Source organism: Salimicrobium jeotgali (assembly GCF_001685435.2).
Lineage (GTDB): Bacteria > Bacillota > Bacilli > Bacillales > Halobacillaceae > Salimicrobium > Salimicrobium album.
The window spans coordinates 2,444,237-2,467,689 of the sequence record NZ_CP011361.2 but is presented as its reverse complement, the minus strand read 5'-3'; the positions used below and the strand labels follow the sequence as shown (position 1 = coordinate 2,467,689).

The window sequence follows — 23,453 nt, the reverse complement described above, 5'->3', positions numbered from 1 at the left end:
AGAGTCGTTTCTTCGTTCAGAAACGCTTCAGCTATTTTAACGGGAGAGTGGGAGTTTGACCTTTCTCAATATTCATCAGGGAAGGGTCTTTTTTTGGATTTTTTTACCACGCCCTGATGTTTGACACCGTTTGCAAGTGGATATAAAGTAAATGTATAAGTTAAAAAGTGTGACAGAAGTGGAGACCACACGACAATCGTTAAGTATACCTTAGATTGTCGTGTGTTTTTTTAACAACCGGAAAGGGGAAATCGTTTATGAAAAAAGTGATTAACAACCCTGAGAATGTAGTCAGGGAAATGCTTGAGGGGATGACGCTGGCTTACCCGGAACAGGTAAGAAACCTGGAGGATACGACGGTGCTCGTAAGAAAGGATGCACCGGTCGCAGGTAAGGTTGCAATTGTAAGCGGAGGGGGCAGTGGCCACGAGCCTGCGCACGCCGGTTATATTGGGCGCGGTATGCTTGATGCGGCAGTGGCAGGGGAAATGTTTACTTCTCCGACGCCGGATCAGGTGATAGAAGCAATACGTGCCGTAGATAGCGGGCAGGGCGTTTTTCTGGTCATCAAAAACTACACCGGTGACGTTATGAACTTTGAAATGGCAAGAGAGATGGCAGAAGCGGAAGGTATTTCTGTTGAGCAGGTAGTCGTCAATGATGACGTCGCTGTGGAGGACAGCTCTTTCACTACCGGTCGCCGGGGGATTGCAGGGACAGTTTTTGTCCATAAAATAGCCGGAGCTAAAGCAGCAGCCGGAGGATCTCTTAAAGAGGTGAAAGAAGCAGCTGAAAAAGTGGTAGCTAACACGAGATCCATGGGAGTCGCTCTGTCTCCGTGTACCATCCCCGGGGCAGGGAAACCTAATTTTCAACTGGAAGATGACGAGATGGAAGTAGGAATCGGTATACACGGCGAACCGGGGACGAAGCGGGAAAAGATTGCTCCTGCTGATGACATTGCCGAAGAACTGCTTCAAAAAGTTCTGGAAGACAGCGTTGATTTCGATAAATCGGAAGTAGCGGTCATGGTTAACGGTCTCGGAGCGACTCCAGAATCCGAACTGTTCATAGTAAACCGCTACGTACACAGTAAGCTGCGCGAGAAAGGCATAAACGTCACCCATACGTTTGTCGGGGAATATATGACTTCCCTTGAAATGGCCGGTTTTTCCATAACACTGATGAAAGTCGATGAAGAAATAAAACAGTTGCTTGATGCAGAGGCAGCAGCCCCTGCGTTTCACAGATAGGAGGTTTTGAAATGATGGTAATGACAGCGGAACAGGCAGTAACGTGGGTGGGGAAAACGAACACCCTTATACAATCGAATAAAGAGTATCTTACGGAACTGGACCAGGCTATTGGAGACGGTGATCACGGTCTGAACATGTCCCGGGGTTTCCAGGAAGCGGAAGCCAAAGTCAGCAGTTCGGAGTATGAAACGGTCGGAGGGGTGTTCAAGGATACCGCCACTGTCCTTATGTCAAAAATCGGGGGCGCATCCGGTCCCTTATACGGAACTGCTTTTCTGAAAATGTCCATGCTTCTGAGAGATAAGCCGTCCGTAACTCAGGCTGATTTCGCAGAGGCCGTGGAAGAAGCTCTGAATGGAATGAAACAGCGCGGGAAAGCGGAGCAGGGAGAAAAAACTATGATCGACGTATGGCATCCTGTTGCAGATTTCCTGAAGAACGGACAAAACGTCAACGCCGGGAAATTAGTGGAAGTAGCGGAACAGGCGATGGAAGGTACGAAGGATACGGTAGCCACAAAAGGAAGAGCCGCTTACCTGCAGGATCGTTCCAAAGGTCACATCGATCCCGGTTCCACTTCCTCCTTCTATTTATTCCAGGCACTGGCAGATGTTTGGAAGGAAGGAGAATAAACGATGGCGAATACAGGAATCGTACTGATTTCTCACAGTCCCAAAGTGGCCGAAGGTACCCGGGATATCATTGCGGAGGCAGTTAAGAATGTGAAGGTTGTGCCTGCCGGAGGCACCGAGGAAGGTGGTATCGGCACCAGCGCCCCTAAGATCCAGCAGGCTGTGGAAGAAGCGGACGATGGAAACGGTGTTCTGCTTTTGTATGACATCGGAAGTGCCGGTATGAATGCTGAAATGGCCGTAGAATTGACGGAGACAGAAAGATGCCACGTAGCGGAAGACATCCCCCTTGTGGAAGGCGGGTATGTGGCGGCTGTTGAAGCAGGAATGGGTAAATCTGCAGAGGAGATAATAGCTTCCTTGCGGAAAAGCTTTCGTCTGGAATAAACAAAATCAAAACAGGCTCCATCCATTGATAATTTTTGGATGGAGCCTGTTTTTTTAATATGGAAAGCAGTGTCCGAAGCAGTAAACTTATTTTCGGTGAAGAGCCTCCAGCTTAGCCCAGAACTTCTAAACGGGCGGTTCCGCTTTTCTTGATCCAGCTGCAGCGTCCAGAAATTCATGTCACAAGCAGCTCGGATCAGTGAAAGGAAAAGCCACCTTTCACGTGACCGGTCTGCTTATGCCCTCATTTCTGAACGGACGCTTTCGCTTTTCTTTGTGTCCAGCTCCGCCATTCAGAAGTCCGTAAGATAAGCCGGCCCTCCTGTTTCGGGCCAGAGCACCCGAAGCCCGGAGTACCTGCTTATCTTAGAACTTCTAAGCGAATGGCTCCGCTTTTCTTTTAGGCATGTTGCTGCAGGAATTGATACATTTCCTGTCCTTCGGCGTTCAGACGGGTGCCCGTGCCGTGACAGGCAGTGCAGTCGATTTCGTAGCTTGTTTCATTAAAAGCCTGGGCCCATACTTCCTCCGCCTGCTTATCCGTTACTTCGAAATAGTGGGCAGCAAGCATACTTGCCTTTCCGTCATCGTATTCGGTATATTTCCCGGAGCCTTCGCAGACCGGGCAAGTGTAGTATAGAGTGTGCAATTGTTGAGATGTCATAAAATCTCTCCTTTTTCGTCTCGAATTTAAGTTATAAATAAGATTTTACGAAATATTCTGATAAAATACAACTCAAATACGTACATTTTATTTTGAAAAAAAAGAAAAAAACTACATTTCTTCCTTAATTCCTTTCCGAACGAGCCACCAGTTAGCCGGATAGCTGGTGATAAACCCGAGAATCATGGCTATCTGCATCATGAACCAGTAGGTGGCTTCTGTAGGAACAGGGGGTTCCGTGAAAAGAAGATAGTGTACGATGGCCATCCATCCGAACATTCCGATCTCAAAGGCGATCAGAGATAGCGAGTCTGCTTTGACCGAGGCTTTCAGTGAGTCCATCGTCGTATTATTTTCACTCATAGGATGAATAGCTAAATACTGAAAAACAATTCCGAATCCATAAGCTAAAATAAATTCCACAGCGTAGTGAGCGAATAGGGTAGAGCCTGCAATCGCCGCTCCTGTGACGGCTACAATCGGAACTCCGACCGCATCCCCGAGAGTGCACCCGGCCGAGCAGTGACTGGTGGAGAGGAAAACTTTAGCTGCTTTTCCCCGCTCGTCTTTCCTTTCGTTATCTTTCGCTTTCAGACGGCCCCAGCGGTAATACGTCCATAAAGCGAATGGACCGAAGAACCATCCGTTGATGGGCCATACCACGTTCATAATTTTCATCATCTGCGGATGTCTGTATACATCGACAGCAATGATCAATGAAGATAGCAACCCGATACCGAGGGCGATCCATGAGATTATTGTAAGCATAAATATTCCTCCTTGCTTTTTTTGATACCCATACGCCGTATATTTTAAACGGTGATGAAATAACGTTATTTTTAAAGGAAAGAATAAGCGATTCAGTTGAAAAATATACCTATACGGGGTATTATATTAAGTAAAGGAGGGAGTTGTTATGGAAGAATTACCTGTACAGAGCGGTAAAGAACCTGTAACTCCACGTACGGAAGATGAAAAAGCGAAAGTATTGAATAGATTAAAAAGGATCGAAGGGCAGGTACGCGGTATTCAGAAGATGGTGGAAGACGACAGATACTGTGTAGATATTCTTGTGCAGATATCTGCTATCGACAGCGCCCTGAACAAAGTCGGGCATTCTCTCATGGAACGCCACACGCATCACTGCGTAGCGGACGCCATTAAGAAAGGGGAGGGAGAAGAAGCCATAGACGAACTTATGAAAGTGATGAAACAGTTCGGGAAATAAGGAGGTGGAATGATGAGTGAAGAAAAACATGTGAATCTCGGAGTCACCGGGATGACGTGCGCTGCCTGTTCTACAAGAATTGAAAAGTCACTGAACAAAATGGAGGGTGTGAACGCCCAGGTAAACCTTCCTATGGAAAAGGCGAGTATCGACTATGATGCTTCAAGTGTGAATATGGACGATATTGAAGCACGTATTGAGAAACTCGGATACGGAGTCGAAAAAGATACGGTAGAGTTGGATATTAGCGGAATGACATGTGCCGCCTGTTCCAATCGTATCGAGAAAGTGCTGAATAAGGCGGATGGGGTGGAAAATGCAACGGTAAACCTGGCTAATGAGACAGGGACGATCGAATATCGTCCAGGGGCTTTGTCCGTAGATGACATGATAGCTAAAATCAAAAAGCTGGGTTATGATGCAGCCCTCCGTGCTTCCGAAGAAGAGAAACAGTCCAATAAAGAAAAAGAAATAACGAAGCAGAAGCAGAAGCTTATCGTTTCAGGTCTTCTCTCGGCTCCGTTACTTCTGACTATGTTCGCTCATTTATTCGGTATGCAGCTTCCGGCTCTGCTGATGAATCCGTGGTTCCAGATGGCGCTTGCTACTCCTGTACAGTTCGTTATCGGGTGGACATTTTACCGGGGCGCTTACAACAACTTACGCAATAAGTCAGCGAACATGGACGTTCTCGTAGCCCTCGGTACGAGCGCCGCTTACTTCTACAGTGTAGTGGAAGGAATACGTACCATCGGTAATCCGGGGTATGAGCCTCATCTGTATTTCGAAACGAGTGCCGTATTGATTACACTTATTTTACTCGGTAAATATTTTGAAGCAATTGCCAAAGGAAGAACGACTCAGGCAATTTCCGGACTGCTGGAGCTTCAGGCAAAAGAAGCATCGGTCGTAAGAGACGGAGAAACGGTGCAGGTTCCGGTGGACCAGGTGCAGGTGGACGACATCGTGCTCGTTCGTCCAGGCGAAAAAATACCCGTCGACGGTATCGTGGTCGAAGGGGAGACTTCTGTAGACGAGTCCATGCTGACCGGGGAAGCTCTCCCGGTCGGTAAATCGGCAGGCGAAACGTTGACCGGTTCCACCATCAACAAAAATGGAACGGTCAAAATGAAGGCGAAAAAAGTCGGGGAAGACACGGCTCTCGCCGGAATTATCCGGGTCGTCGAACAGGCACAGGGGTCCAAAGCTCCGATTCAGCGGATGGCAGACGTGATTTCCGGTTATTTCGTCCCTATCGTTGTAGGGATTGCGGTCGTCGCTTTCGGGGTGTGGTTCGGTATCGTAGCCCCGGGAGATCTGCCGCTTGCGCTTGAAGCATCTATTGCAGTGCTCGTTATCGCCTGTCCCTGTGCGCTCGGGCTCGCCACTCCTACCTCCATCATGGTAGGCACGGGTAAAGGTGCCGAGATGGGGATATTGTACAAAGGAGGCGAGCATCTCGAATCGACACACAAACTGGACACGATCGTCTTTGATAAAACGGGTACGATTACGAAAGGTGAACCGGAAGTTACGGATATTGAACTGGATGAAGAAGCGATTGAGTATCTGATCAGTGCAGAATCCTATTCCGAACATCCGCTTGCCGAAGCGATTACTGCTTACCGGAAAGATATCGACAGGAAACCTGTAGAGAATTTCGAAGCGATCCCCGGGGCAGGTATCCGGGCGACCGTTGCCGGAAAGACAGTACGCGTGGGAACGAAGAAGTGGATGGAAGAAGGTACTGCAGATTATGAAGAACAGGCAGCCCGTTGGGAAGAAGAAGCAAAAACGGTTATGTTCGTAGAACTGGACGGCGAGGTTCGAGGTATCATTGCAGTGGCCGACCAGGTGAAGCCGGAAGCGGAAAGCGCTCTGAAGAAACTGCACGATAAAAACATCCATCTTGTCATGCTGACGGGGGACAATGAAAAAACGGCTCAGGCCATCGCCCGTCAGGTAGGTATAGATACAGTTATCGCTGAAGTCGTTCCGGAAGAGAAAGCGTTTCACGTGGAACAATTGCAAAAAGAAGGAAGACATGTTGCAATGGTAGGAGACGGCATTAACGATGCTCCGGCACTTGCAGCAGCGGATATAGGAATAGCTATCGGCACCGGTACGGACGTTGCCATCGAAACGGCGGATCTGACTATCCTCGGAGGCGACCTGGAACTGCTTTCCAAAGCCGTCGATTTGAGTAACCTGACTATGCAGAATATTAGACAGAACCTGTTCTGGGCACTGTTTTACAACTCGGCAGGTATTCCGATTGCGGCTCTCGGCCTTCTGGCACCGTGGTTGGCAGGTGCGGCTATGGCCTTCAGTTCTGTCAGCGTCGTTTCCAACTCGCTGAGACTGAGAAGAAAAAAAGTCGCTTAATCATTTAAGGCTTTCACTACTATCAAGGAGGTATAATAATGGAAAAAACATTGAATGTTGAAGGTATGACGTGTGGACATTGTGAATCTGCAGTTAAAGGGGCACTTGCTGAACTGGACGGTGTAAAGGAAGTTCAGGTATCCCTCGACACCGGAAAAGTGGACGTAACGTATGAAGAAGGAAAAGTTACGGATGAGCAGATGAAAGATGCTGTGGAAGAACAGGGTTATGACGTGAAATAATAGACAGAGCACCCCCGGGCGACTTCAAATCGTCCGGGGGTTTTATATGAAAATAAAAAGTTATTTACTTATATAATTATATACTTATATAATGGGGGAGGGGTGAAGGTTTGAAGAAAACAAGACTGGAAATAGAAGAGGCGGTGCCCGCTTTAAAACTCCTCGGAGATAAAGCTCGTCTTACCATTCTAGGTATGCTGAAAAATGGGGAGTGCTGTGTCTGTGAGTTCACGGAAGTGCTTGAAATGAGTCAGCCCTCTGTAAGTCAGCATCTGCGCAAACTGCGTGATGCAAAGCTCGTGAAGGAAGACCGTCGGGGACAGTGGGTGTTCTATTCCCTGAATGAGAACTATGAAGCGTATGATCTTGTCCTGGGTGTCATCGATCACGTCTCGGACCAATCGGAAAAGATTGCAGAACTTGAGAGACAGGGAAAAAGAATTGAATGTAAATAGAGGAAGGATGACGATGTTTTGGCAATACTTGCAACAGCGATATTTCTTGCAACGCTGGTTCTCGTAATCTGGCAGCCGAAGAATCTCGGAATCGGATGGACCGCCTGTGCCGGGGCGATAGTGGCCCTGCTACTGGGAGTAGTGGATTTCGGTGATGTGCTGGACGTAACGGGTATCGTCTGGAATGCAACGCTTGCGTTCGTAGCAGTTATACTTATATCTTTAATTTTGGATGAAATCGGTTTTTTCGAATGGGCAGCTTTACATATGGCCCGGATTGCCAAAGGTAACGGAAAGTTGATGTTCGTGTACGTAACGCTGCTAGGGGCAGTGGTAGCGGCTCTTTTTGCTAACGACGGGGCCGCGCTGATCCTTACACCGATTGTACTGGCGATGGTGCGGAATCTGAATTTCAAAGAAGCGATGCTTCTTCCCTTTATCATGGCCAGCGGCTTCATTGCCGATACGACTTCTCTTCCATTTATCGTAAGTAATCTGGTGAACATCGTATCTGCGGACTTTTTCGACATAGGGTTCGTCGAGTATGCGTCACGGATGGTTATACCGAATCTGTTCTCGCTGATTGCGAGTATAATCGTACTGTACGTGTTTTTCCGCAAAGATATGCCGGAGCATTATGATTTGAGTCAGCTGAAATTTCCGAAAGAAGCGATTAGGGACCATGCGATGTTCCGTATGTCCTGGGGTGTCCTCGGTCTCCTGCTCATCGGGTATTTTATCAGTGAACCGCTCGGCATTCCGGTTTCCATCATTGCCGGCATCATCGCTGTCTTTTTCCTGCTGATGGCCCGGAGAAGCAGTGCTGTCGAGACGATGAATGTGGTCAAAGGAGCGCCGTGGGCTATCGTGTTTTTCTCTCTCGGCATGTATATCGTCGTATACGGACTCCGTAATGCAGGACTGACGGACATACTGGCCGGTGTTATCCAGACTGCGGCGAACCAGGGTATGTTCTCTGCTACGGTGTCGATGGGCTTCATTGCGGCGATTCTTTCCTCGGTGATGAACAATATGCCGACCGTTATGATCGATGCTTTGGCCATAGCGGAGACGAATACTTCGGGGGCAATTCGGGAATCTCTTATATACGCGAACGTTATCGGTTCTGACCTCGGTCCGAAAATTACTCCTATCGGGTCGCTGGCTACGCTTCTGTGGCTGCACGTACTGTCGATGAAGGGGTTCCGTATTTCCTGGGGATACTATTTCAAAGTAGGAATTGTTCTTACTGTACCTACCCTGTTCATTACGCTGGTCGGATTGTATCTATGGCTTACATTTATACTTTAGAAAGGAGAATGCGTTATGAGTAAACCGATAATCTACTTTTTATGTACGGGGAATTCCTGCCGCAGTCAGATGGCGGAGGGTTTCGGTGAAAAGTATCTGGGTGACAGGTATGAAGTGAAATCAGCAGGAATCGAAGCGCACGGGCTGAACCCGAAAGCTGTGGAGGCGATGGAGGAAAAAGGGATAGATATCAGCGGACAGTCGTCGGAAGTTATCGATGACGTCGTGTTGAACCGCGCCGCTTACGCAATTACGCTGTGCGGGGATGCGAACGACAAGTGCCCGATGACCCCTATTCAAGTTGTGCGCTACCATTGGGGATTCGATGATCCGGCACGTGCAGAAGGAACGGAAGAAAAGAAGTGGGAAGTCTTCCGCCGGGTACGTGACGAAATCGAAGAAAGAATAAAACGATTCGCCGACGAAGAAGCATAAAGAAAAGCGAAGCCATTCGCTTATAAGTTCTAAGATAAGCAGGTATTCCAGACTTCGGGTGCTCTGGCCCGAAACAGGAGGGCCGGCTTACCTTACGGACTTCTGGAAGTTGCAGCTGGATCAAGAAAAGCGTAAGCGTCCGATTAGAAACAAGGGCATAAGCAGACCGGTCACGTGAAAGGCGGTTTTTCCTTCCACTGATCCGTGCTGCTTATGACATGAATTTCTGGACGCTGAAGCTGGATCACGAAAAGCGGAACCCGCGTCTATGACCATGATTTAATGAATAACAGAGGCACCAGAACCGAAAAACTATCGTTCGGTTCTGGTGCCTCTGTTTGGTTTTATTGGGAACTTATTCTTTTTCAAAAGGCGGGTGCTGCTTGAATTTCTTATAAAAGTTCATAGTGGAAGCATATACATAAAAACGTCGTTTGGGACTTTTCTCCACACTGAAATTAAACATAGGATTTATAGCTCTATTTTCCTTGAACATTCTCTTTATCGTCTTCTTAAGTTCGCTGTCTGCGATGTATTTCAGCAAAAGTTTCTTGGGAACGACCGTATAAAGCTTTTCGTTTTCCGCTTTCACAGGAGTGATCTTCCGGTTTTCCAGATGCTCTTCTACATAATATTCTACAGGGTTGTGTCCTTCCACTGTCATATAAAAATTGCTTCGTCCCAGGCGCGGGTTGAGTTCGAAAAATTTATACTTTCCGTCTCTCTGGTCATACTTAATATCAAAGTTCGCAATTCCTGTGAAACCGGTGTGTTCCACGATTTTCTTCGCGTGTTCGACTACTTCGTCGTTACTGAACGTTCTGATAGCCAAAGGGTTCCCTCTTCCGCCTGGCGTGTGGTCTTCGAGCAGCACCTGACCATACGAAGCCAGTTTCGTTTCGCCATCCTGTCCCACATATAAAGTCAATATCCTCATCGCTGAATCATCCCCAGGTACATATTCCTGAAGGATGACACTTTTATGAAGACCGGCTTTTTTGAGTCTGGCAGTGACATCCTCAAGTTCCTCCCGGTTCTCACAAATGAAAACTTTTTTCTTACCTTCGAAATCAGTGGATTCATACAGGGCCCGGTCGGTGGGCTTGATGACCACGGGGAAGGAAAAGTTCACATCGTCGCCCGGAGAGGCGTCATCATTCAAATAGGTGTATTTCGGGTAAGGGACCCCTGTTTTTTCACAAATATCATAGAAACTTGTCTTATGGATTATTTTTTGAAGCGTCTGATTGTCCACATACGGAATAACCCAGTCATCGCCAAGCTTCCCATGGAAATCAACGATGGATTCGATATGCCAGTCGTTGCTTCCGATAAGTATTTTGGATTGTTCCGGATACATACCGCCGATTTCTCTTAATTTCGCCAGTAAAATACTCTCGTCTCCCATTGAATCCTCAGTCATAGGAACAATAATAGATGATTTATCTATTGGTCCTGCTATCTGTCTGGACAGACTGATCGATTTTACATTGTAGGCTTCGTGAAAGGAGCGGGCAATACTGTATGTGCCTATATTCGCTCCGAGGATTACGGGAATAAATGGTTGTTTTTTGAGCATAATGGACTCCTTTTTCGTTATTTTATAGATAAAAAGCCCTAACTGAAATAATAGTCCGGAAGCTCCTGTATAAACGGTTGGTAAGCCAAGAATTATTGTAACATCGTTTTCATTTACATTCTAGACAACTTTGCCCCTTTATGAAAACACTGGGTGCAGGAATTCAGGGGTAAGCAGGGTGCGCCTTTTCAATCTCTGATCAGCGGCAGGGTGCAGCAGCGGAAGGAACCGCCTGATTTAATGATTTCCGAAAAATCATGTTCGATAACGTGGAATCCGAGTGAACGTAATTCGTTGTTCATTCTTTCCTGGAAAGGGAGGCTGACTACGGTGCGGTTTCCGAGAGACAGGATGTTAGGTCCCATGTAAAACCGTTCGTTCTCTGTGACCGGTATCGTAACCGGATACCGGGTTTTAATTTTCCGGAGTCCCCCTTCTGAGAAAGCGGGAGGATAAACGATGGCAGTTTCCTGATCCAGGATGGAAAGGACACAGTCGAGGTGAAGTATGTCTTCTTCCAGCGGCAGGGGTTCGACCGAATAGCCGGGGAACCTCTTCTTCAAATCTTTCACTGCGTCGCTGGATGTACGTTTGGCACGTCCCACCCATATAACGTCCCCGTCTGTGAGAACGTCGCCTCCTTCAATGTGACCGTCCGGGGAACTTTCATAAGGGATGGAGTACATATCAAGCCATTCTTTCAGTCTTTCGGATTCGCCCTGACGTACGGGTTCTTCCATAGAAGCGAGGACCAGCCTTTCTCCGACAGCAAAAGCAACATCTCTTGTGAAAACCTGTTCGGGGAGATCCGGGAAAGCCGGTAACTCAAGGACTTCAACTCCGTTTTTTCGCAGTATATCCAGGAAACCGGCATGTTCACCGGCGGCACGTTCCCGGTTTATGTTCGAATTTTTATAGTGTTTTTGTGTTTCATTGATCGGTTCCGTTATTTTCATATAATCGGGCGGGGTGACAATCACTTTTTTTAAAGAGCCGTATTCGTTGGTACAGCTTACACGGGAGTGGGGTGCAGTTTCTTCCATAAGCTCTTCTCCTCCTGAGTTAAGGTACCTCTGTTTTCCCCCTCGGGCTTCCTGTCAAACGTTCAGACCTTTTTGACTGCGTAAGGCCGGGCTAACGTAAAGAAAGTAACGAGGCCGAGTGAGGAAGTCGAAAACAGAATGAGCCCCATAGGCACGGCTGTCGATTCATCCAGTCCGGCGAGCGGTGAAGCGGCAGCCCCGAACAGGAGAGGAAGCATGCCGAGTACGGCACTTGCACTCCCGGCCCGGTGCCCCTGTTTCTCCATAGCCAGGGTAAAAGTACTGGTAAGTACCATCCCCATGCAAGTCATATAAATGAAGATGGATATGACGAGAGTGGGCAGAGGTCCTTTCGTGATCGTCATGATCAGGAGAAAAAACGTCGCAGCCACAGCAGTAATGACGGCGGTCTGGAGCAGTTTCCGCTCGTGGATGATCCCTCCGAGACGTCCGATCAGAAAGCTCCCTGTAATAATGGCAAGCCCGTTAATTCCGAACAGGATACTAAACACTTGGGGACTCACTCCGTAGATCCCCTGATAAACGAACGGTGTACCCGATACGTAGGCGAAGCTTCCTCCGTGAACGAAGCCGATTGTGAGAGCGTAGCCGATGAAGGAGCGATCCACGAGCAGCCGCCCGATCGTTTTTACGGAAGCACCGACGGAACTCGGGGTCCTTCTTTCTTTCGGGAGCGTCTCCGGCAGTTTCCACGTCACGGTAAATACGATAATCAGGCCGAGTAAGGAGAGAAAGTAAAAAATCGTGTGCCATGAAGAAAAAGGGAACCATAAAATCGCTCCGCCGGCCATCGGTGCAATCATCGGTGCTGTAGCATTGATGACCATCAGAAGAGCGAAAAATTTCGTCAGCTCCCTCCCGTCGAACACGTCACGGACGACAGCACGGGACAGGACGACTCCTGCGGAGGCCGTGAATCCCTGGAGAAATCTTGCGATGATGAGAATATAAATATTCGGAGCAAGCGCACAGAGCAGGGATGCGATAGCGAACAGAAACAGGAAAACTGTGAGCGGTCTTTTTCTGCCCGAAGCATCACTGATGGGGCCGACAACGATTTGACCTATCGCAAGTCCGATGAGGCAGGCGGTTAAGCTCAGCTGGACCATGGAAGCGGTCGTCGCGAGGTCCCGGGCGATTCCCGGGAAACTCGGTAAATACATATCTATATTGAGCGGCCCCATAATCCCCAGCATTCCAAGCAGAAGGGCCAGGCCGAAACGTTCCTTTCCGGTCGGATTATGTAACATGGATTGAACACCTCTTTTGTCGTTATATCCCTCCATTTTATACCTCTGTGTCACAATATGCTAACCCTTACCCATAAAAAAATGAATGTTTTTCTACCGAGGAGGGTATGGGGGAGTAGGAAGATTTATAGGAGGGGTCATTTATGACATATAAGACAGTTATACTCGGCACAGGACCTGCAGGACTTACAGCAGCGATTTACCTGGCCCGCGCGAATATGGAACCGCTGGTCATCGAAGGACCGGAACCGGGAGGGCAGCTTACCCTGACTACGGAAGTGGAGAACTACCCCGGTTTTGCGGACGGTATTATGGGTCCGCAGCTGATGGATGATATGAAGAAACAGGCCGAACGTTTCGGAGCCGAATTCAAAAGAGGATGGGTGGAAGAGGTGGATACTTCCGACCGCCCTTTCAAACTGAAAATCAACGGTATGGAGGATATTGAAACGAGAAGCCTGCTTATCTCTACCGGGGCCTCCGCCAAAATGCTCGGAATTCCCGGGGAGAAAGAGAACATAGGGAAAGGCGTAAGCACCTGCGCTACGTGTGACGGCTTCTTTTTCCGCGATAAGAAACTGGTTGTAGTCGGGGGCGGAGATTCCGCGATGGAAGAAGCGAACTTTTTGACGAAGTTTGCAAGGGAAGTGCAGATCGTCCACCGGCGCAACGAACTGAGAGCTTCCAAAATCATGCAGGACCGTGCCAAAGCCAACGAAAAAATAACGTGGGCACTTAATAAGTCACCGGTGGAAATGCAGTCGGACGGTCTGAAGATAAGTGGACTCAAAGTGCAGGATAACGATACAGGAGAAGAAGAAGTCATTGAAACGGACGGAGTATTCGTAGCTATCGGCCACAATCCGAATACGGAGTTCGTGAGAGGAAAACTGGACATGGATGAAAAAGGGTATCTGCTCGTGGATCCCGGAACGACCAATACGAACGTAGATGGTATATTCGCCTGCGGTGATGTGCAGGATGCGAAGTATCGTCAGGCGGTTACAGCTGCCGGTACAGGTTGCATGGCAGCGATGGACGCCGAACGTTTTCTGGAAGGCGAAGCAGTTATCGACTGGAGTCAGACTTTATCGTAAAATAAAAAACAGAACACTGAACCGGTCCGGAGGCGGTACATCTTAAATGATGGAACGTTCCCGGGCCGGTTTTTTATAGGTCCATGAAGAAGAACTGCTTTTCTTTAAATTCCCTGCTGTATCGCGTATAATTAATTGTGAAATGATTCACGTTGGAAAGGCGGTAACGGGAATGAAAGAATGGAATCTGCTGTTGAAAAAAGAGTGGAAAAAAGTTTCGGTGATTGTTCTCGCTGCCCTACTGCTGGCTGTAAGTATTATCGGGCAGGGGTATCTGTTCGTTACAATCGTGGACCGCGTTTTTATAGAAGGGGGAGGTCTGTCGGCTGTGCTCGTACCGCTGACACTCCTGCTCGGAGTATTGTGGCTCCGTACGGGTGTCAGTACTGCGATAGCCCGTACCGGGGTCCGGCTGGCCTCTGGAGCCAAACGTATGATGAGAGAACGGCTGCTTCACAAAATATCTGGAGCATCCGTCGGGGAATCCGGACAGGTGGAAGCCGGGCGACGGGTGAGCGTGTTCATGGATGCAGTGGAAGAGACGGACAGTTATTTCAGTGGCTACGTACCTCAGGTGATACAGTCGCTGATCGTCCCTTTTTTCCTATTTGTCACGATTGCAATGATTCATTTGAATTCTGCCTTCATCATCCTTGCGACTTCCCCTTTCATCCCGCTTTTTTATATTATCATCGGGATGAAAACGAAAGAGAAGTCGGAGGAGAAGGTGGAAGAAATGAACGCGCTCTCCGGAAAGTTTCTGGATATTTTGCAGGGTCTGACCACGCTGAAACTGTTCCGTAAAGCGAAAGTCCAGAAAGAGACGATTGAAACCAGCAGTCTGAGGTTCCGCGATGCGACGATGGAAGTGTTGAAAACGGCGTTCGTGTCTTCTCTCATGCTGGAACTTATTTCTATGTTGAGCATCGGGCTCATTGCTCTTGAAATCGCTCTGCAGCTGATCATATTTGAAAATATGAACTTTTTCACAGCTTTTTTCATTCTTATTCTCGCGCCCGAGTTCTATAACTATCTGAAGCAGCTCGGTTTCGCTTTTCATACGGGTCGCACAAGCATGGGAGCAGCGTCGAAGGTTTTTGAGGAAATCAATAAACCGGAAGACGAGATGCAGTGGGGGGAGAAAGAGCTTCGTTTATCCCGCCCGCCTCACATCACGCTTCGTAACGTGACGTACCGCTACGGAGAAGACGGGTTTCACACCGGACCTGTCAGCGTAGACCTTACGCCGGGGAAAAACCTTGCAATTGCCGGACGGACCGGTTCCGGAAAATCGACGCTCCTACACCTGATCAGCGGACTGATGCCGGTGAAAGAAGGAACGATCGAGGTGGAAGAGGAGGACCTGCATGAGTATCGTGAGGATGAATGGATGAATCACGTCAGCTATATTTCCCAGGACCCCTACATCTTCTCGGGAACATTGAAAGAAAATATTATTATCGGAGCCGGTGGACGGCCTTCTCCGGAAGAAGTGGAGACCGCCTTGAGAAAAGCAGGTCTTTACGAGTTGACGCAGCGATTGGAAGACGGGATGAATACCCCGTTAGGAGAAGGAGGAAGAGGTCTTTCCGGAGGAGAAAAACAGCGGCTGGCGCTCGCCCGGGCATTCCTGAAAGATCCGTACATCGTTCTTCTCGATGAACCTACAACCGGGCTGGACCTGGAGACGGAACGTATTCTGAGCGAATCACTGACGGAACTGTCGCAGCACGCAACGATGATTACGGTGGCCCACCGCCTGCATACTATACGGGAAGCGGATGAAATTCTGTTTCTGGAAGACGGCCGTGTGGCAGGTCAGGGAACACATGAAGAACTTTTCGGCACCGTGGATGAATACCGCCGGATGACGACGGCGAGCCAGGGAGTGGAAGTGCAATGAAGGAACTGCGAACTGTATTGGCTCTTGTAGCAAGAGAAAAGAAGGATATATGGTTTTCCATCGTATTTGGGGTGCTGGCCGGCCTGACGACAGTGGGGCTTTTCGGCGCCAGCGGATACCTGATTTCAAAAGCTGCTCTCGCTCCGCCTCTGTATACGCTCATTATCGTTATCGCCATGGTGAAACTGTTCGGTTTTACAAGAGCGCTCGGGCGGTATGTAGAACGGCTGTTTTCGCACCGGGCCACCTTCACGATTTTAAGTCATATCCGGACCCGATTTTTTGAAATGCTTGAACCCGAAGTGCCCCACATATTCCGGAAATACCGGAGCGGGGATCTTCTCGCACGGGTCATCGGGGACGTGGAGAGCCTGCAGAACTTCTTCCTGCGGGTTTATTATCCCCCGATTGTGCTTCTCATCGTGTTTTTGAGCACTATCATTTTCACTACTTTTTTCTCATGGATGCTCGCTCTCCTATTCTTTCTCGGCCTGGTCATCGTAGGAGTGGTGATTCCGTTCATAGCTACACTGAAACAGCGGAAGAGCCAATATTCCGTAAGAGAAGGTCGTGGCATTCTCTCCACGAAGCTTGCAGAGTGGCTGTACGGCTTCCGTGATTTGAAGATATATCAGAAACAGGAGGAAACAGAGGCCGATCTCAGGGAATCGATGGAGACATACGAAGCTGCTCATGAACGGCAGCAGCTGCAGATGGCTGGCGGAGAAGGATGGAATCTGCTGGCTTCTCTGACAGCGACGTGGGCTGTTGTTCTCGTTTCCGTCTGGCAGATCGGAGCCGGGGAGCTGGACGGGATTTTCCTTGCCATGTTCATCATGATTTCTCTCATGGTATTTGAAGATGCCGGTCCTATGGCGAACGTGCCTAGGCATCTGGAAGATAACAGAAACGCAGCGGAGCGCCTGTTCTCCCTTCCCGGACAGACCGGCAGGCACTCGGGAGATGTCTCCCTCGAACCATCCGGACCGCTTTCGTTTTCCATGGAGAATGTAACTTACTCTTTTCCGGAAAGTCTGACTCCTGTACTTCAGGATGCGACCATCTCTTTTCCTGCCGGCTCCAAAACGGCCATCGTCGGGGCCAGCGGGTCAGGGAAGTCGACGATCCAGCAGCTCCTTCTTTCTATGGACGTGCCCGAAGCCGGACGGATTAAAGTACAGGATAAAGACATGCAGAGGGTGAGTCAGGAAAGTGTGTGGAAAGAAGTGAACGCCATTTTACAGGAAAGTCATTTCTTTTATGGAACGGTCAGAGATAATCTTCTTCTTGCCGATGAAGACGCCGATGACCGTAGAATGAAGGAAGTGCTTGAGCGTGTGAAACTGCCGCATCTGTCCCCTGAACATCCGGTAGAGGAAAAAGGAGGGAACCTGTCGGGCGGAGAGAAACAGCGGCTTGCGCTGGCCAGGATTTACCTGAAACCGGCCCGTACGTGGATTCTTGACGAACCGTTTTCCTCTGTGGACGTCCTTACCGAAAGAGAACTGATGCAGGACTTTTGGGAAACAGCGGTTCATGATACGGTTATTCTTATCAGCCATAATCTTAAAGGGCTTGAGCAGATGGATAACATCGTCGTCGTTGAACAGGGCCAGGTGATAGAAAAAGGAAGTTATGAGGAACTTATGGAATGGAAAGGGTACTTCTACAGAATGAAGCAGCTCGAAAATACGCTTATCGGCTGACATGGAACAAAACGCCTTTCCTCCGGAGAGGCGTTTTTTTTACGTGACCGGCATGGGGAGATAGGAGCATCTGTCAGGAAAGCCCTTACAAAGGAATCCATTTTTTAGTAGTATGAGGAGAGGAGGGATTACTATGAATGAACAGCCAGTCAATTTAGGACACGACACGTATTTGATTGACGGATACGATATGGGCTTTGAAGGCAGAACCGGTACTTACGTTCTTAACAACAAATATGTGACTCTGGTTGAAACCGGTCCGGCTCCTTCGGTCGAAAAAATCAGAGAGGGCCTCGATTCGCTCGGTATTTCTCTTGAGGATGTCAAATATGTTATTGTGACCCACGTTCATCTGGATCACGCCGGGGGAGCGGGACTGCTGCTTGACTCCTGTCCCAATGCAGAACTTATCGTCCATCCGAAAGGAAAGCGCCACCTCGTGGATCCGTCCCGGCTTATTAAGGGAGCGAGAGCCGTCTACGGTGAGGACTTCGACCGATTGTTCGCACCGATTCATCCCGTTCCGGAGGAGAAAGTGATTGAAAAAGGGGAAGAAGACGTGCTCATGATAGATGATGAGAGGGAACTGAAATTTTTTGATACACCAGGACATGCCAAACATCACCTCGGTATCTATGACCCCGTGACCGACGGTATTTTCACCGGAGATACGGCCGGGATCAGATATCATCAGGTAGAAGGCATGACTTTTTATCTGCCCTCCACGTCTCCGAACCAGTTCAATCCGGAAGAGATGACGGCACAGATTCAGCGTTTTCGTCACATGAAACCATCACGTCTCTATTTCGGTCACTACGGGATGACGGAGGAGCCGGAGGAAGCACTGAGTCAGGTGAAAGACTGGCTTTCCGTATTTGTGGAAACTCTCAGACAGGAGGACTCTGCGGAAGCGATGGAGAGCCGCCTATTTGAAAAAGTATCCGGATACCTGAGAGAGAATGGGGTGCCGGATGATCACGACGTATACGAGATCCTCCGCCTGGATATGAAAGTATGTGCCATGGGGTTATATGATTATAAGCGGAAAGAAAGTTAGGAAAATATATAAGAAAGAGCGGTTCCACGAGGGAGGCCGCTCTTTCCTATGTTCTGACTTTATATAGATGCCGCGAATCTTTGATGAGTTCCGGATGAAGGGCTCTTGCGAAGAGGGGAAAGTTTTTTAATTTTATCCCTGCTCCGTAGTAATACGCCTGCCACACCAGTTTGGTGCAGTACTGTTTACCACCAGTATTTTTCAGATCGGTGAAGAACCGGTAGGGTGCCCGGGGGTTCGATTCATAAATGCGCTTGGCGAAAGCGGCCGCCCGTGCCCCGGCTTCTTCATCCCTGGCGCGGTACAGGGAGAGTCGTGCGAACTTGCGGAAAAAATGATCGGCATCGTCTTTTTTAAGCCCTTTTGGAATGGAGTGGATTACGCTATCGTCTTCTGTGACGATTCCGACGTGACCGATATAGAAAGAATCTTTCTCTCCGATAGGTGAAAACAGAAGATCTCCCGGTTTCAGTTCGGGGCGTGGGGTCGGGGCTGCAGCTTTTCGCGGTTTAAGAAAGAGAAGTACGTTTAAGAAAGTTATGAGGGCGGCTGTGATTTTTTTCATGAGAACCTGGCTCCTTTTGAAACGTTTTGTTTCGTCTATCGTATAGGAGAAGGAAAGAAAAGACAATCAGAAAGGAAGGATTACATATGCAACAGCCGGCAGGCTTCTGGGTCCGTTTGGGAGCGAATATTCTTGACTCGCTCATCATCGGAGTAATTCTGGCGCTTCTTGCGTTCATCGTTTACGGGGACATCACCAGAGCGGGTGAAGCATCTGCGCTCGATGCGCTATCATTTCTTTACTCTTTACTGCTTCCGGTTTTCTGGCGGGGGTATGTCATAGGGAAGAAGCTGATGGGTGTCCGTATCGTAAAAGTGAGCGGGGAGGACGTAACCATCGGAAACATGCTGCTTCGTATCGTAGTGGGGGGAATCGTCTACGTTCTCACCATTGGTATCGGCGTGATCGTCAGTGCCTTTATGGTAGGTTTGCGCGAGGATAAACGAGCGATACACGATTTGATAGCCGGTACACAAGTCATCCACGACGGAGAGGGTTAACTTCCTCCCTGTCGTGGTATTTTATTAGTAATACACGCTCGTTAAAGGGAGGTTAACATTATGAAAGTGCCCGTGGTGACAGGTATAACGGCATTCGTTTTCTTTCTGGTTCTGTTCATTATCATTGACAGCCCGCTTCCCTTGGTCGGTGCGCTTTTCGTCGCAGTTTTCATTTCCGAGATAGCTTTCTATCATTACATTGCACAAAAACGCGCCCGGCTCCGACATCCCTCTGATTGAGGTTGCCTTCTTCTTTCTGTACAATGTCGTTATGTGTAAATTTAAGAAGAAGGTGTGACATTATGACAGAGCGCTATATTGTGATCGGTGCAGGCATTCTTGGTGCTTCCGCTGCCTATCACTTACGGAAAGCCGGAAAAGAGGTAACGGTGATCGATCGTAACGATGACGGGCAGGCTACTGCGGTGGCGGCCGGGATCATCTGTCCCTGGCTTTCCTTAAGAAGGAATAAACGCTGGTATCGTTTAGCCTCGGGAGGAGCACGTTACTATCCGGAACTAGTCCGTGAACTTGAAGATATGGGAGAGACGAATACAGGCTACAAGCAGGTCGGTGCCATAAAAATGCACCAGAAAGAAGAGAAGGCCCGGGATATGTACGAACGGGCATTAGCCAAAAAGGAATATACCCCGGAAATGGGGGAAGTCACATATCTTGACCACGGGAAACCGAAAGAATATTTCCCGCCTCTGGACGAAGCTTACGCCGGTGTCCATGTGAGCGGGGCGGCCCGGGTGAACGGACGGGAAGTCCGGGATGCGTTAATTCGTGCCGGGAAGAAACTCGGCGTTACGTTTGTAGAGGGATCGGCAGAACTTCTGCATAAAGAAAACCGGGTCTGTGGCGCAAGCGTGGACGGCACTCATTACGAAGCGGACCAGGTGATTGCGGCTAACGGCGCCTGGGCGAAGGAACTGCTTTCCCCGCTTGGACTTCACGTGGAAGCCGGGCCCCAGAAAGCTCTGATCGCTCATCTTGATATGCCGGGAGCGGATACGGGAAACTGGCCGGTATTGCTTCCGCCGGGCAATAAATATATGCTCACCTTTGAAGACGGGAGAATCGTCAGCGGAGCCACCCAGTCCTCGGACGAAGGGTTCGATCACGGTGTCCGTGCTTCTTTGCTTCAGGAAATCATCAGTAAAATGATCGAGGTGGCGCCGGGCCTTGAGAATATGGAATTCCATGCTGCAAAAATCGGCTTTCGGCCCTACACTCCCGGATCGATGCCCGTATACGGGAAAGCGCCGGGTGTGGAAGGTCTGTATATCGCTAACGGTCTCGGTGCCTCGGGTCTCACGGCAGGCCCGTACATCGGGGCGGAGCTTGCCCGTCTTGTCATCGGTGAGGAAACGGAGCTGGATCCGTCGGATTACACAGTTGAACAGATTATGGAATAGAAAAAGCGCGATTTCCCCAATTGAGGAAATCGCGCTTTTGTTCGAGGAGACGCGTTTTTATTTTTGCAGCGTGCGTACGAACTCTTTCGCTACTGCTACTGTAGACTGAGGGTTCTGACCGGTGATCAGATTTCCGTCTGTTTCTACATGCTCGGACCAGTTCGGTGCGGAAAGGAAATGTGCACCACGTTCCCGCAGTTTGCTTTCAAGAAGGAAAGGCATGTGCTGATCAAGCGTAGTGTCCGCTTCTTCCGCGTCCGTGAACGCATTGACGCTTTTGCCCTGTACGATATACTGTCCGTCCGAAAGTTTTACGTTCACGAGAGCAGCAGGCCCGTGGCATACGGCAGCCAGCGGTTTCTTGGATTCGTACGTTTCTCTCAGCATACTCTGAAGTTTTTCGTTATCCGGGAAGTCGAACATAGTGCCGTGACCGCCTGGTAGGAAAACCGCATCGAAGTCTTCTGCGTTCAGACTGCTGATAGGCGTTGTGTTTTCGAGCATCGGTTTAGCATCCAGATTTTCCTGAGGCTCGTCATCGCTTACACTGTTCGGGTCTACCGGAGACTGACCGCCGCTTGGGCTGGCTACCGTTACATCGAAGCCGTGCTGTTTGAATTCATTATAGGCTTCGGCGAATTCTGAAAGCCAGATTCCTGTCGGTGTCTCTTCATTGATTTTATCATGGTTCGTTACGATCATTAGTACTTTCTTACTCATATCTGTAAACACTCCTTGTTTTCTGGTTTGTTGCTCACAACCTATGTATACCCAAGTTGCCGTAAATGTTAAACAATCCCTGCCACCCAGAAGTCCATGATCGAATAGTTGAAAAATCTTGGCGTAGATTACGAAAGTTTTGATGTTAGCGTAAATAGCCGCCAAAATGGAGTAGAAGTTCGTGTAGCATACAGTAGTAGTCACAGATGCGAGCTACGACAGGTGCAGTGAGATTACTTAATGAGTTTGAGTTGATGGAGGGCTTTCAGAAATGGTGGAAGGCGACGTCATACACAATTTAATTTTAGGTAAGGATAAAAGAATGACCAGTAGTGTCGCGAAGATCTCATTGCTCGTTACTGCCTCGGACTATGAAACGATAGTTCAACTTATATAAGAACTATATTCTTTAGATAAGTTATTGAACTCGAGACGAAAGGGAAGGTGTCGGAAATGGGATTGTTTTTTCAAAAAGAAAAAGAGGAAATTACTAAACCGATGATAATAATCAGGGCATCTATTGCGATTTTGATGGCAAGTATATTTATTTTTAACCTTATCAATGGTTTTGGTCCAGCTTCGTTAAAATGGATCTTTATTTTGGCAGCGATTGGGTCTGTGATCGATGGTATTGATAAAATTTTTCATAAGAAACCCAGGAAAGAATATCTTTTAGAGTTTTTATTTGCTTTACTTTGGTTTGCGTTGGGAATTAGTTTTTTTTACTTGTAATGTTTTTTCAGAATTGGGTGGCTCCGCTTTTTATGATCCAGCTGCAACTTCCAGAAGCTCATGTCCTAAGCAGAACCCTTATTTTCGGGGAAAGTAGCCCGAAAAGTAAGCATCCTGCTTACGCCAGCGCTTCTAATCGGAAGTTTTCGTTTTTCACAATCCAGTTGCAGCGTCCAGAATTTTATGTCCCAGGCCATTTGGAGGATGAGCTTTCCTTTAATATACTTGTTCTAAATTTTCGTTATTAATTCTGTAAACATGATCGCAGAGAATATTAATATCTTCATTGTTGTGGCTAGTAATTAAAATGGTTCGCCCTTCGTTTTTGTACTTCAATAGTAATTCTCTGATATTTTTTACACTATCCACGTCGAGAGCATTAAATGGTTCGTCCAAAATAAGAAGTTGCTGGTTCTCCATAATTGCTTGAGCAATAGCTAATTTCTGCTTCATCCCCAAAGAATAGTTTTTAACCTTTTCAGTCAAGGAGGACTTTAATCCGACGATTTCCATAGTGCTTTTAATTTGCGAATCAGAAATCTTGTTGTTGATTAGCGCTAGTTCCTTTAAATTTTCATATCCAGTCTTGTTTGCAATATACCCAGGTCTATCTATAATGATTCCGGTGTTCTCTGGGAAGCGTTTTGATTTACCAATGTCTTGACCTTTTACTGATATTTCACCTGAATCAGGGAAAATAAAACCGCAAATGATTTTGAAAAGAACTGACTTTCCGGATCCATTTGGTCCAATAATACCATGTATTTTTCCTTTTTCGATTTCAAGGTTTATAGAATTAAAGATGGTGGTGCCTTTATAAGATTTGCTTATGTTTTTAAGGGATATACCAGACATTGAAATACC

The 23,453-nt window shown here is 48.2% G+C and carries 25 protein-coding genes; 17 read left to right on the top strand and 8 right to left on the bottom strand.

Annotated features, from left to right (window positions below):
• Nucleotides 1-257 precede the first annotated feature (257 nt).
• From dhaK to dhaM, 3 genes are read left to right on the top strand one after another with little or no spacing between them, the layout of a single operon-like run.
• Complete coding sequence (dhaK, locus tag AAV35_RS12400) at nucleotides 258-1,253, top strand: dihydroxyacetone kinase subunit DhaK (protein ID WP_008591133.1); 996 nt, start codon at nucleotides 258-260, stop codon at nucleotides 1,251-1,253.
• Between the two features lie 14 nt (nucleotides 1,254-1,267).
• Entirely contained in the window at nucleotides 1,268-1,888 is a 621-nt protein-coding gene (dhaL, locus tag AAV35_RS12395) for a dihydroxyacetone kinase subunit DhaL (RefSeq protein WP_008591136.1), read from the top strand.
• A gap of 3 nt (nucleotides 1,889-1,891) precedes the next feature.
• Nucleotides 1,892-2,275, top strand: a complete 384-nt coding sequence (dhaM, locus tag AAV35_RS12390) for a dihydroxyacetone kinase phosphoryl donor subunit DhaM (protein WP_008591138.1) — start codon at nucleotides 1,892-1,894, stop codon at nucleotides 2,273-2,275.
• 400 nt (nucleotides 2,276-2,675) lie between these two features.
• Here dhaM and AAV35_RS12385 read toward each other — a convergent pair whose 3' ends face one another.
• Together AAV35_RS12385 and AAV35_RS12380 are read right to left on the bottom strand one after the other, a co-directional pair.
• The gene (locus tag AAV35_RS12385) at nucleotides 2,676-2,939 is read right to left on the bottom strand and encodes a hypothetical protein (protein WP_008591140.1); all 264 of its coding nucleotides are present in this window, start codon (nucleotides 2,937-2,939) and stop codon (nucleotides 2,676-2,678) included.
• Between the two features lie 111 nt (nucleotides 2,940-3,050).
• Entirely contained in the window at nucleotides 3,051-3,707 is a 657-nt protein-coding gene (locus tag AAV35_RS12380) for a DUF4396 domain-containing protein (RefSeq protein ID WP_008591142.1), read from the bottom strand.
• 148 nt (nucleotides 3,708-3,855) lie between these two features.
• On the opposite strand from AAV35_RS12380, the gene AAV35_RS12375 reads away from it, so the two are divergent.
• The 6 genes from AAV35_RS12375 (at nucleotide 3,856) to arsC (ending at nucleotide 8,995) form a co-directional block, all read left to right on the top strand.
• Entirely contained in the window at nucleotides 3,856-4,167 is a 312-nt protein-coding gene (locus AAV35_RS12375; protein ID WP_008591145.1) for a metal-sensing transcriptional repressor, read from the top strand.
• Between the two features lie 12 nt (nucleotides 4,168-4,179).
• Nucleotides 4,180-6,552 carry a heavy metal translocating P-type ATPase gene (locus tag AAV35_RS12370; RefSeq protein WP_008591147.1) on the top strand — a complete coding sequence of 791 codons (2,373 nt, stop codon included), beginning with the start codon at nucleotides 4,180-4,182 and terminating at the stop codon, nucleotides 6,550-6,552.
• 38 nt (nucleotides 6,553-6,590) lie between these two features.
• Nucleotides 6,591-6,794 carry a copper chaperone CopZ gene (gene copZ / locus AAV35_RS12365; RefSeq protein WP_008591150.1) on the top strand — a complete coding sequence of 68 codons (204 nt, stop codon included), beginning with the start codon at nucleotides 6,591-6,593 and terminating at the stop codon, nucleotides 6,792-6,794.
• Between the two features lie 110 nt (nucleotides 6,795-6,904).
• A complete protein-coding gene (locus AAV35_RS12360; RefSeq protein ID WP_008591152.1) occupies nucleotides 6,905-7,249 on the top strand; it encodes an ArsR/SmtB family transcription factor in 345 nt (114 codons plus the stop codon).
• A gap of 18 nt (nucleotides 7,250-7,267) precedes the next feature.
• The gene (locus AAV35_RS12355; RefSeq protein WP_008591153.1) at nucleotides 7,268-8,560 is read left to right on the top strand and encodes an arsenic transporter; all 1,293 of its coding nucleotides are present in this window, start codon (nucleotides 7,268-7,270) and stop codon (nucleotides 8,558-8,560) included.
• Between the two features lie 15 nt (nucleotides 8,561-8,575).
• Complete coding sequence (gene arsC, locus AAV35_RS12350) at nucleotides 8,576-8,995, top strand: arsenate reductase (thioredoxin) (protein WP_008591155.1); 420 nt, start codon at nucleotides 8,576-8,578, stop codon at nucleotides 8,993-8,995.
• 355 nt (nucleotides 8,996-9,350) lie between these two features.
• Here the strand turns inward: arsC and AAV35_RS12345 are convergent, their stop codons facing one another.
• The 3 genes from AAV35_RS12345 to AAV35_RS12335 form a co-directional block, all read right to left on the bottom strand.
• Complete coding sequence (locus AAV35_RS12345; protein WP_008591156.1) at nucleotides 9,351-10,574, bottom strand: carboxylate--amine ligase; 1,224 nt, start codon at nucleotides 10,572-10,574, stop codon at nucleotides 9,351-9,353.
• 188 nt (nucleotides 10,575-10,762) lie between these two features.
• Complete coding sequence (locus AAV35_RS12340; protein ID WP_008591158.1) at nucleotides 10,763-11,617, bottom strand: dimethylarginine dimethylaminohydrolase family protein; 855 nt, start codon at nucleotides 11,615-11,617, stop codon at nucleotides 10,763-10,765.
• Nucleotides 11,618-11,679: 62 nt separating this feature from the next.
• Complete coding sequence (locus AAV35_RS12335) at nucleotides 11,680-12,888, bottom strand: Bcr/CflA family efflux MFS transporter (protein ID WP_008591160.1); 1,209 nt, start codon at nucleotides 12,886-12,888, stop codon at nucleotides 11,680-11,682.
• 143 nt (nucleotides 12,889-13,031) lie between these two features.
• Between AAV35_RS12335 and trxB the strand changes: the two genes are divergently transcribed.
• The 4 genes from trxB to AAV35_RS12315 all read left to right on the top strand — a co-directional run bounded on the left by trxB (nucleotide 13,032) and on the right by AAV35_RS12315 (nucleotide 18,651).
• Nucleotides 13,032-13,985 (top strand): thioredoxin-disulfide reductase, encoded by a 954-nt coding sequence (gene trxB / locus AAV35_RS12330; RefSeq protein WP_008591162.1) that lies wholly within the window; start codon nucleotides 13,032-13,034, stop codon nucleotides 13,983-13,985.
• Nucleotides 13,986-14,157: 172 nt separating this feature from the next.
• On the top strand, nucleotides 14,158-15,888 hold the full coding sequence (gene cydD, locus AAV35_RS12325; RefSeq protein WP_008591164.1) for a thiol reductant ABC exporter subunit CydD: 1,731 nt from the start codon (nucleotides 14,158-14,160) through the stop codon (nucleotides 15,886-15,888).
• Entirely contained in the window at nucleotides 15,885-17,594 is a 1,710-nt protein-coding gene (cydC, locus tag AAV35_RS12320; protein WP_008591166.1) for a thiol reductant ABC exporter subunit CydC, read from the top strand. The genes cydD and cydC overlap by 4 nt, the downstream gene beginning before the upstream one ends.
• Nucleotides 17,595-17,727: 133 nt before the next feature.
• The gene (locus AAV35_RS12315; protein WP_008591168.1) at nucleotides 17,728-18,651 is read left to right on the top strand and encodes an MBL fold metallo-hydrolase; all 924 of its coding nucleotides are present in this window, start codon (nucleotides 17,728-17,730) and stop codon (nucleotides 18,649-18,651) included.
• A 46-nt stretch (nucleotides 18,652-18,697) separates the two neighbouring features.
• Here the strand turns inward: AAV35_RS12315 and AAV35_RS12310 are convergent, their stop codons facing one another.
• A complete protein-coding gene (locus AAV35_RS12310) occupies nucleotides 18,698-19,216 on the bottom strand; it encodes a YiiX/YebB-like N1pC/P60 family cysteine hydrolase (RefSeq protein WP_008591170.1) in 519 nt (172 codons plus the stop codon).
• An 86-nt stretch (nucleotides 19,217-19,302) separates the two neighbouring features.
• Between AAV35_RS12310 and AAV35_RS12305 the strand changes: the two genes are divergently transcribed.
• The 3 genes from AAV35_RS12305 to AAV35_RS12295 all read left to right on the top strand — a co-directional run bounded on the left by AAV35_RS12305 (nucleotide 19,303) and on the right by AAV35_RS12295 (nucleotide 21,137).
• Entirely contained in the window at nucleotides 19,303-19,716 is a 414-nt protein-coding gene (locus tag AAV35_RS12305; RefSeq protein WP_008591171.1) for an RDD family protein, read from the top strand.
• A gap of 60 nt (nucleotides 19,717-19,776) precedes the next feature.
• A complete protein-coding gene (locus tag AAV35_RS12300) occupies nucleotides 19,777-19,956 on the top strand; it encodes a hypothetical protein (protein WP_040609596.1) in 180 nt (59 codons plus the stop codon).
• Nucleotides 19,957-20,018: 62 nt separating this feature from the next.
• Nucleotides 20,019-21,137: an NAD(P)/FAD-dependent oxidoreductase gene (locus AAV35_RS12295; RefSeq protein ID WP_008591173.1), complete on the top strand. Its 1,119-nt coding sequence runs from the start codon at nucleotides 20,019-20,021 to the stop codon at nucleotides 21,135-21,137.
• A 57-nt stretch (nucleotides 21,138-21,194) separates the two neighbouring features.
• Here AAV35_RS12295 and AAV35_RS12290 read toward each other — a convergent pair whose 3' ends face one another.
• On the bottom strand, nucleotides 21,195-21,857 hold the full coding sequence (locus tag AAV35_RS12290) for a type 1 glutamine amidotransferase domain-containing protein (protein ID WP_008591176.1): 663 nt from the start codon (nucleotides 21,855-21,857) through the stop codon (nucleotides 21,195-21,197).
• A gap of 453 nt (nucleotides 21,858-22,310) precedes the next feature.
• Here AAV35_RS12290 and AAV35_RS12285 point away from each other — a divergent pair, with 453 nt between their 5' ends.
• A complete protein-coding gene (locus tag AAV35_RS12285; RefSeq protein WP_008591178.1) occupies nucleotides 22,311-22,589 on the top strand; it encodes a hypothetical protein in 279 nt (92 codons plus the stop codon).
• Nucleotides 22,590-22,805: 216 nt separating this feature from the next.
• Here the strand turns inward: AAV35_RS12285 and AAV35_RS12280 are convergent, their stop codons facing one another.
• Nucleotides 22,806-23,444, bottom strand: coding sequence for an ABC transporter ATP-binding protein (locus tag AAV35_RS12280; protein ID WP_008591180.1), 639 nt, complete (start codon nucleotides 23,442-23,444; stop codon nucleotides 22,806-22,808).
• Nucleotides 23,445-23,453 lie beyond the last annotated feature (9 nt).

Coding starts and splice junctions, on each gene's coding strand:
- AAV35_RS12315 (WP_008591168.1), top strand. CDS start 17,728: ATGAATGAACAGCCAGTCAATTTAGGACACGACACGTATTTGATTGAC.
- AAV35_RS12290 (WP_008591176.1), bottom strand. CDS start 21,857: ATGAGTAAGAAAGTACTAATGATCGTAACGAACCATGATAAAATCAAT.
- dhaK (WP_008591133.1), top strand. CDS start 258: ATGAAAAAAGTGATTAACAACCCTGAGAATGTAGTCAGGGAAATGCTT.
- AAV35_RS12345 (WP_008591156.1), bottom strand. CDS start 10,574: ATGCTCAAAAAACAACCATTTATTCCCGTAATCCTCGGAGCGAATATA.
- AAV35_RS12280 (WP_008591180.1), bottom strand. CDS start 23,444: ATGTCTGGTATATCCCTTAAAAACATAAGCAAATCTTATAAAGGCACC.
- dhaM (WP_008591138.1), top strand. CDS start 1,892: ATGGCGAATACAGGAATCGTACTGATTTCTCACAGTCCCAAAGTGGCC.
- dhaL (WP_008591136.1), top strand. CDS start 1,268: ATGGTAATGACAGCGGAACAGGCAGTAACGTGGGTGGGGAAAACGAAC.
- copZ (WP_008591150.1), top strand. CDS start 6,591: ATGGAAAAAACATTGAATGTTGAAGGTATGACGTGTGGACATTGTGAA.
- arsC (WP_008591155.1), top strand. CDS start 8,576: ATGAGTAAACCGATAATCTACTTTTTATGTACGGGGAATTCCTGCCGC.
- cydC (WP_008591166.1), top strand. CDS start 15,885: ATGAAGGAACTGCGAACTGTATTGGCTCTTGTAGCAAGAGAAAAGAAG.
- AAV35_RS12305 (WP_008591171.1), top strand. CDS start 19,303: ATGCAACAGCCGGCAGGCTTCTGGGTCCGTTTGGGAGCGAATATTCTT.
- AAV35_RS12370 (WP_008591147.1), top strand. CDS start 4,180: ATGAGTGAAGAAAAACATGTGAATCTCGGAGTCACCGGGATGACGTGC.
- AAV35_RS12375 (WP_008591145.1), top strand. CDS start 3,856: ATGGAAGAATTACCTGTACAGAGCGGTAAAGAACCTGTAACTCCACGT.
- AAV35_RS12380 (WP_008591142.1), bottom strand. CDS start 3,707: ATGCTTACAATAATCTCATGGATCGCCCTCGGTATCGGGTTGCTATCT.
- AAV35_RS12385 (WP_008591140.1), bottom strand. CDS start 2,939: ATGACATCTCAACAATTGCACACTCTATACTACACTTGCCCGGTCTGC.
- AAV35_RS12335 (WP_008591160.1), bottom strand. CDS start 12,888: ATGTTACATAATCCGACCGGAAAGGAACGTTTCGGCCTGGCCCTTCTG.
- cydD (WP_008591164.1), top strand. CDS start 14,158: ATGAAAGAATGGAATCTGCTGTTGAAAAAAGAGTGGAAAAAAGTTTCG.
- AAV35_RS12300 (WP_040609596.1), top strand. CDS start 19,777: ATGAAAGTGCCCGTGGTGACAGGTATAACGGCATTCGTTTTCTTTCTG.
- trxB (WP_008591162.1), top strand. CDS start 13,032: ATGACATATAAGACAGTTATACTCGGCACAGGACCTGCAGGACTTACA.
- AAV35_RS12285 (WP_008591178.1), top strand. CDS start 22,311: ATGGGATTGTTTTTTCAAAAAGAAAAAGAGGAAATTACTAAACCGATG.
- AAV35_RS12295 (WP_008591173.1), top strand. CDS start 20,019: ATGACAGAGCGCTATATTGTGATCGGTGCAGGCATTCTTGGTGCTTCC.
- AAV35_RS12310 (WP_008591170.1), bottom strand. CDS start 19,216: ATGAAAAAAATCACAGCCGCCCTCATAACTTTCTTAAACGTACTTCTC.
- AAV35_RS12340 (WP_008591158.1), bottom strand. CDS start 11,617: ATGGAAGAAACTGCACCCCACTCCCGTGTAAGCTGTACCAACGAATAC.